Below are 5,910 nucleotides of genomic sequence, written 5' to 3' on the forward strand. Positions count from 1 at the left end.
TGGCGCATGCCGCCGGAGAACTCGTGCGGGTAGGAGTTGATCCGCTTGGCGGGCTCGGGGATGCCCACCCGCTCCAGCGACTCCACCGCGCGGGCGTGCGCCTCGGCCTTGGTGGCCTTGGGCCGGTGGATGCGGTAGGCCTCGATCAGCTGGTTGCCGATCGTGTACTGCGGGTGCAGCGACTGCATGGGGTCCTGGAAGACCATGGCGATGTCGTTGCCGCGCATCCGCCGCAGCTTCTTGTCCGAGGCGCTGACCACGTCCTGGCCCGCGACCTCGATGGAGCCGGTGATCTTCGCCTTGCTGCCCCGGTGCAGGCCCATGAGGGCCAGCGAGGTCACGCTCTTGCCCGAGCCCGACTCGCCCACGATGCCCAGGGCACCGCCCGCGGGCACCTCGAAGGACAGCCCTTTCACCGCGTGGACGTCGCCGTCCATGGTCGGGAACGTCACCCGCAGGTCGTCCACGCGGACGACGGGGTCGGTCGAGGCCATGTCACTTTCCTTCGTTAGAGCTGCTCTGTTCAACGCTGTCGGTCGTCAGGCGGCGATGCGCACGCGCGGGTCGACGACCGGGTAGAGCAGGTCGACGATCAGGTTGCAGACGACGATGAAGACAGCGCCCATCAGGGTCACACCGAGCACCACGGGCAGGTCCTTGCCGATGATCGCGTCGATGGCGTAGGCGCCGATGCCGTTCAGGGAGAAGACCTTCTCCGTCAGGATCGCGCCGCCCAGGACCAGGCCGACGTCCAGGCCGAAGATGGTCACGATGGGCGTCAGCGTCGGGCGCAGCGCGTGCTTGAAGATCACGCGGCGCTCGCTCAGCCCCTTGGCCCGGGCGGTGCGGATGTAGTCCTCGCCCAGGACCTCCAGCATGCCCGCGCGCGTCTGGCGCGCGTACTGCGCCGCGTGCAGGAAGGCCAGGGTGACCCAGGGCAGGAACATCACCTGGAACCAGCCGACCGGGTCCTCGGTGAGGGGGACGTAGCGCGAGACCGGGAACAGCTCCCACTTGTGCACGAGGAAGGCCAGGGCGAGCAGACCGGTGAAGTAGATCGGCATGGACACGCCCACCAGGGCGGCGCTCATGGCGATGCGGTCGAAGATGCTGCCCTTCTTGACCGCCGAGAGGACGCCGACGGCCACGCCGCCGATGATCCAGATGACGGCCGCGCCCAGGGCCAGCGAGGCGGTGACCGGCAGGCGGTCGAGCAACTGGGGCAGCACGGGGCTGTTGGTGGTGAAGGAGTAACCCAGGCAGGGCGCCGCGCACTCCACCGTCTCCCGGCCGAAGGTGTACTCGGAGCCGAGGACCAGACCCTTGACGAAGTCCATGAACTGCACGGCGATGGGCTGGTCAAGGCCCAGGCGCGCCACCGTGGCGTCGAGCGCCTCGGGGGTGGGGGCCTTGCCCACGTACATCGCGGCCATACCGCGCGGGGTCACGCCGGCCCAACGGGGCAGGACGTAGAAGATCCAGAAGGTCACCGCCGTGACGACGGCGAGCAGCAGCAGTCCCGCACCCAGGCGGCGGAGAATATAGTTCAGCATCGCGGTCGGCGGCGGGGGTACCCACGGGGCCGTGGCACCCCCGCCGCCATCACCTGCCTTCTCGTACTAGTTCAGGCCGGTCGGAGCACTAACCCCGGTCCACGCCCAGGGCCATGAAGTCGTACATCGCGTACGAGGACGTGTAGTAGACGTTGGTCAGCTCGTCCGAGCGGTAGAACAGCGCGCGGTCGAAGACGACCGGCAGGATGGCCGCCTGCTCCATGACCAGGGTGTCGATCTGCTCGTAGATGCTGGCGCGCTCGTCCGGGTCCTCGGTGGCCAGCGCCTCGTCCCACAGGGCGTTGATCTCCGGGTCGTCGAGCTCGGAGGTGTTGTAGTTGCCCGTGGCCTGGATGGCGTCGCCGTCGGTGATCTTGGAGGCGAAGCCGTAGCCGGTGGCCCAGTCGGGGATCCAGCCGGAGACGCTCAGGCCGATGTTGTTCTCACGGACGTAGTCCTGCGAGCCCGCGTACTGGGCGAAGAAGTCCTCGGCCGGGAAGGTCTGGATGTCGACCTCGATGCCCACGCGCTTGAGGGACTCCTGGAGGGACTCCGCGGTGGCGATGTCGTTGGGACGGCCGTCGCGGACCGCGATGGTGGTGCTGAAGCCCTCGGCCTCGCCGCACTCCTCCAGCTTGGCCTCGGCGGCGGCCAGGTCGCCCTTGTCGTCGTCGGAGGGGTACAGGTCCGACTCCGGGTTCGAGCCCTGGATGGTCGGCGGGAGCAGGTTGGTGGCGATGTCGCCGCCGGTCTCGCCGCCCCAGGCGCGGTGCAGGCTGTCCCGGTCGGCCGCGTACATGATCGCCTGGCGGCAGGCCACGTCCTCGATGACCGGGGTGTGGATGTTGACGTAGCGCAGGGCGCCCGAGTACGGGTTGTCCAGGTTGGCCTGGGCGTCCTCGTCGGTGAGCAGGCTGCTCTTCATCGCCGGGCCGACGCCGACGCCGGACAGGTCGACGTCGAGGTCGCCGTTGACCAGGCGCTGGTCGATCTCGTCCTGGTCGATGCCGATCTGGACGGTGACCTCATCCGGCAGGGCCGGGCGGATCGGGTCGGTCTCGGCGTCCCAGTGCTCGTTGCGGACCAGGTTGAGCTGGACGCCGGGCTCGTAGTTGCCCTCGAACTTGTACGGGCCCGAGGAGAGGACCTTCTCCTTGTACAGCGCGCCGCGGTCGGCCTCCACGGGCACCGGGGCGGTCTGCGGCTGGGTCAGCACGTAGGGGAACTCGGAGAAGGGGTCCTTGAGGTGGAAGACCAGGGTGTAGTCGTCCGGGGTCTCGACCGCGGTGAAGGTCTCCAGCGGGTCGTCGACCTCGTAGACGTTGAAGGGCTCCTGGTCCAGGTGCGCCTCGAAGTAGCGCGGACCGTTGGGCAGCTCACCGCCGTTGTAGTTCGAGCGCGCGATGGCGTACTTGATGTCCTGCGCCGTGATCTCGGAGCCGTCCTCGTACTTGAGGCCCTCCTGGATCTTGATGGTCCACTCGGTGAAGTCCTCGTTGGGCTCGGGCATGCCAGCGGCCATGTCCGTGGTCAGCTCGGTGGACTCCTGGGCCGGCGCCGGGGTGAAGGCCAGCAGCGTACGGGCGTAGTAGCGGGTGAAGTTCCAGCTGAACCCGTAGTAGGTGTCGCCCGGGTCGGTGGAGTCGAAGTCCGAGGAGATGGCGTAGCGCAGGGTGCCGCCGGTCTGGTCGGACGCGTTGACGACCTCGGTCGAGCCCTGGTCGAAGGCGGCGTCGGACGCGGAGTCTCCGCCGTTGGAGCCACCGCCCCCGCACGCCGAAAGGAGGATGGAAGCCGCCGCGCCGAGCGCGACGAAGCCGAGGGTGCGTTTCCTCAAGGAACTGCCTCTCATGCGAACCTGATGGTGATGATGGGATCAACCTGTCGTCGGATCCCTGCCTTGCGGAGGCCGGGCGGGTCAGCCTCCACCGACCGTGGGTCAGTCGGAGGTCTTGGGGTCGAAGGCGTCGCGCAGCCCGTCGCCGAACAGGTTGAACGCCAGGACGGTGATGAAGATGGCCAGACCCGGGAAGACCACGAAGTAGGGCGCCTTCTCGTACAGCGGCACCGCGTCGGAGAGCATCTTGCCCCAGCTCGGCGTGGGCGGGTTGATACCGACGCCCAGGAAGCTCAGGGCCGCCTCGAACAGGATGTTCGTGGGGACGAGCAGGGTCGAGTAGACGATGATCGGCGTGACCAGGTTGGGCAGGATCTCCCGGAAGAGGATGTGCCGGTTGCTGGCGCCCAGGCTCCTGGCGGCCTCCACGAACTCCCGCTCGCGCAGCGAGAGCGTCTGCCCCCGGACGATGCGCGCGATGTAGGGCCAGTTGAAGAAGCCGATGATGAAGACGATGACGCCGATGCGCAGGCCGTTGCCGCTCAGGCCCAGGACGCCGTCGGGGATGACGCCCACGAGCGCGATGGCGAAGAGCATCAGCGGGAAGGCCAGGAAGATGTCCATGGCCCGGCTGATGAGGGTGTCGACCCAGCCGCCCTTGTACCCGGCGACGATGCCCAGGACAGTGCCGATGAACACGCACAGCAGCGTGGACAGGAAGGCCACCAGCAGGGAGATCTGGGCGCCGTAGAGGATGCGGCTGAACAGGTCGCGTCCGGTCACCGGCTCCACGCCGAGCAGGTGGTCGGCGCTGATACCGCCCCAGGGGTCGGTGTCGAACGGGCTCGGGTTGGCCGGGTCGTTGGCCGGCAGGCCGGTGCCGGGCTCGATCAGGTCCTGGTGGAACTGGGTGGGCGGGTGCCCGAACCACTTGGCCAGGAGGGGCGCGAGGATCGCGGCGAGGATGAGCAGGACCACGACCACGCCGGAGACCATCGCGACCTTGTCCTTGCGCAGCCGCTGCCAGGCGATCTGGCGCAGGGACCGGTTGTCGGAGTCTCCGCGGACCCCGTGGGCCTGCGCAGCGACGTTCACGGCGTCGTTCTGCTCCGCCTGCTCCGCCGAATCGGGGGCATGCGAGGGCGCGCTCATCAGGCCACCACTCTCCACTCATACGCTTCTGGCCGAGGGGAACGGGACAGAACCCACGCGTACGGCCGCAAGGAGGGGTGACCTGCGGTTCGCGCGCGGTGGGGCCGGCCGGTTCTCGACGCTGGCTGGCGTGGGCTTGCGTGTCGGCGGGGAGGGCGGATGACCCGCCTCCGCAGACCCGGTCCGCGGGAGTGCGCCACATCACCTGAGGAGTTGGACACACCGGGACCGTTGCGCCCGGGCTGTTACACAGCGACCAACTTACTCGCGATCTGAACGCATAGCGTCCAATATCCGATCATGTATCTAAATCGTGACAAACAACGTTAAAAAGCCTATATAACAACAAAAGGCTACAGAGTTCGCATTCATCCGACGACCGGCCGCGAGCTGCGGCGACGTCCTCCACCGCCGCGCCCACGATACGTCCGAATATGCACCGGTTCGACCCCCCGAGAGGGACGCTATGGCAAGTGCTATACGTCTCAGCGTGTCCATCCGAGTGCGTAGGGCGACGGTCACGAGCGTGCCAGGGCACCGCCACGGACACGTACGGTGACGGTCGCGGCGCACGCGAGGACGACGGCCCCGCGCGTGCGGAACCGTCGTCGCAGGGGTGCGCGGGCCGGGCCCGCGGTGGTCACTCGATGCCGCGCTTGCGCAGCAGTTCCTCGATGTCGCCCAGGTCGGAGAGGTCGTCGGCGGCCCCGGCCTTGTTGGGGGCCGGCCCCACCTTCCCCTTGGCGCCCGGGGCCGCGGGGGCCGCACCGGGCTTGGCGGCGCCGGGCTCGGCCGCGCCGCCCGCCCCGCCGGTGGCCTTGGGCTCCTTGGCCCTGGCGGGGCGGGTGCCCACGTCACGGGCGCGCATGACGCCCGAGACGACGTAGAGCACCACCGCCAGGCCCGCCAGGGCCACACCGGCCCACACCGCCGGGTTGAACAGCAGGCCGACCAGGATGCCGAAGATGTTCATGGCGAACTGCCAGACGGCGTTCATCAGCCCGATCAGACCGGCGGCCAGCGGCAGCAGCGACCACGCCACGCCGCGCAGACCCGAGGCGGCGCCCTTGGCGCGCCACACGAAGAAGGAGATCACCAGTCCCGCGAGGGTGAGTCCGCCTCCCAGGACCAGACCGGTCATCCACGTCAAGTTCTCAGGCATGGGCCCAGTCTCCCATCCGGCGCCGGAGCGCACATCCGGTCGATCCCCTAGGGCGTGTTCGGTGGATGCCGCCCGTCGCGCAGCAGGGTATGTGTCCGCCGGACATGCCCTAGGTCAGGCCCCGGAGGCGAGGCCCCTGTACGCCCACGCTACTCCCGTACCCCGGACGGGCGGCCGGGGCACGGAAGAGGGCGTCGGGGCTGGTG

Annotated in this window: 5 protein-coding genes; all 5 read right to left on the reverse strand. The window is 68.8% G+C overall.

Annotation, left to right across the window (positions count from 1 at the left end):
- The coding region (locus DQW06_RS20495) for an ATP-binding cassette domain-containing protein (protein ID WP_157983520.1) at window positions 1-494 on the reverse strand (494 nt) is incomplete at its 3' end.
- 45 nt (window positions 495-539) lie between these two features.
- Window positions 540-1,553, reverse strand: coding sequence for an ABC transporter permease (locus DQW06_RS20500; protein ID WP_013152590.1), 1,014 nt, complete (start codon window positions 1,551-1,553; stop codon window positions 540-542).
- 88 nt (window positions 1,554-1,641) lie between these two features.
- Window positions 1,642-3,390, reverse strand: a complete 1,749-nt coding sequence (locus DQW06_RS20505; protein ID WP_041552548.1) for an ABC transporter substrate-binding protein — start codon at window positions 3,388-3,390, stop codon at window positions 1,642-1,644.
- Between the two features lie 102 nt (window positions 3,391-3,492).
- On the reverse strand, window positions 3,493-4,542 hold the full coding sequence (locus DQW06_RS20510) for an ABC transporter permease (protein ID WP_013152588.1): 1,050 nt from the start codon (window positions 4,540-4,542) through the stop codon (window positions 3,493-3,495).
- A gap of 640 nt (window positions 4,543-5,182) precedes the next feature.
- Window positions 5,183-5,704 carry a cellulose synthase gene (locus DQW06_RS20515; protein ID WP_232833098.1) on the reverse strand — a complete coding sequence of 174 codons (522 nt, stop codon included), beginning with the start codon at window positions 5,702-5,704 and terminating at the stop codon, window positions 5,183-5,185.
- Window positions 5,705-5,910 lie beyond the last annotated feature (206 nt).

Origin of the sequence: Nocardiopsis sp. TNDT3 (assembly GCF_003427465.1) — a bacterium.
Lineage (GTDB): Bacteria > Actinomycetota > Actinomycetes > Streptosporangiales > Streptosporangiaceae > Nocardiopsis > Nocardiopsis dassonvillei.